At 57.9% G+C, this 1,145-nt stretch carries 2 protein-coding genes; both read right to left on the bottom strand.

What is annotated here, in order from left to right:
- Positions 1–33: 33 nt before the first annotated feature.
- Positions 34–192: a hypothetical protein gene (locus FHX09_RS29395; RefSeq protein WP_183723315.1), complete on the bottom strand. Its 159-nt coding sequence runs from the start codon at positions 190–192 to the stop codon at positions 34–36.
- A 52-nt stretch (positions 193–244) separates the two neighbouring features.
- Entirely contained in the window at positions 245–1,141 is an 897-nt protein-coding gene (locus FHX09_RS29390; protein WP_183723314.1) for an NAD(P)-dependent oxidoreductase, read from the bottom strand.
- Positions 1,142–1,145 lie beyond the last annotated feature (4 nt).

The raw sequence follows: 1,145 nt of genomic DNA, 5'->3' as shown, positions 1-1,145 counted from the left end.
GGTTCTATCGTCATGTTCGCTTCCTTGCTCCGCTCAGAAACCGCCCACGTGCAGCGGCTTGTAGGGGACTTCAAGCTTCTTGATGTCATCGGTGGTGAGTTCGAGGTCGTCCGTCTGCTTGCCGAAGGACATGCAACCGAAGCAGATACGGCTGACTTCAAGCCCGGTTTTGCCAAGTCTCACGGTCTCCATGATCTTTCCTCCGAGTTGATGATTGGCGGTAGCCGCGATGCGCCTTGCGACATCACCGGCCGGACACGTATTTCCGCCAGTTGTGTTCTTCCTTGAAACCGAGAACCTCACGAATCTTCCGGTTCGAGAGAGGCGCTTCGAATTCGCCGAGCTCTCGAACGATGGGCGTGTTCGGCGCCCATCGACTGAGGAAATCACGCGTCGGTTCAGTCGCCGTGATGGTGTCGTTGACGGCGTTGAAAACCTGGAAGCCAAGTCCGTCGACCTGCAGGCAAAGGTCAACGATCTGCCCCAGATCACGGGCATCAATGTAACTCCAGGCGTTGCGCTTGCGCGATGCTGGATCGGCAAGGAAACCGGGAAAACGGTCGTATTCATGTGGTTCGATGACGTTGGCGATCCGCAAGGCGTAGATGTCGATCCCGCTTCGCATCGCAAACGCGCGGGCCGTCTTCTCGTTGACGACCTTGGACAGGCCATAGCTGTCCATCGGGTCGATGTCATAGTCTTCTTCGAGCGGGAATGAATGGAAATCCTTGTCGCCCTCGGCAAAACAGACGCCGTAGGTCGTTTCGCTCGATGCGATGATCACCTTGCGGATGCCCAGCTTCACCGCGGCCTCGATGACGTTGTAGGTCGAGATCGCATTGACCGCGAAGGTCTGGTTGTCGGGCTTGAGCAGCAGGCTCGGGATGGCTGCGAAATGGACGACGGCATCAACCTTGGCCGGTCCGCCTCCCGTCTGCAGCTCCTCGCCGTTGAAATGCATCGACAAAGCGTTGAAGGTCTGGCCGCCATCGGTCAGATCCGTAATCAGCGTCTGCACGCCGGGGCAGTTCAACGGAACGAGGTCAAGGTTGCGGACCTTGTGTCCCTTGTTTTGCAGATAGGGAACGGCATGGCGGCCGGCCTTGCCGCTTCCACCGGTAACTACGATCCGCTTGCTCATTTGA

This window comes from Rhizobium sp. BK538 (genome assembly GCF_014197575.1).
GTDB lineage: Bacteria > Pseudomonadota > Alphaproteobacteria > Rhizobiales > Rhizobiaceae > Rhizobium.
Note: the sequence above shows the minus strand (reverse complement) of the source record. Positions and strands in the feature narration are given on the sequence as shown.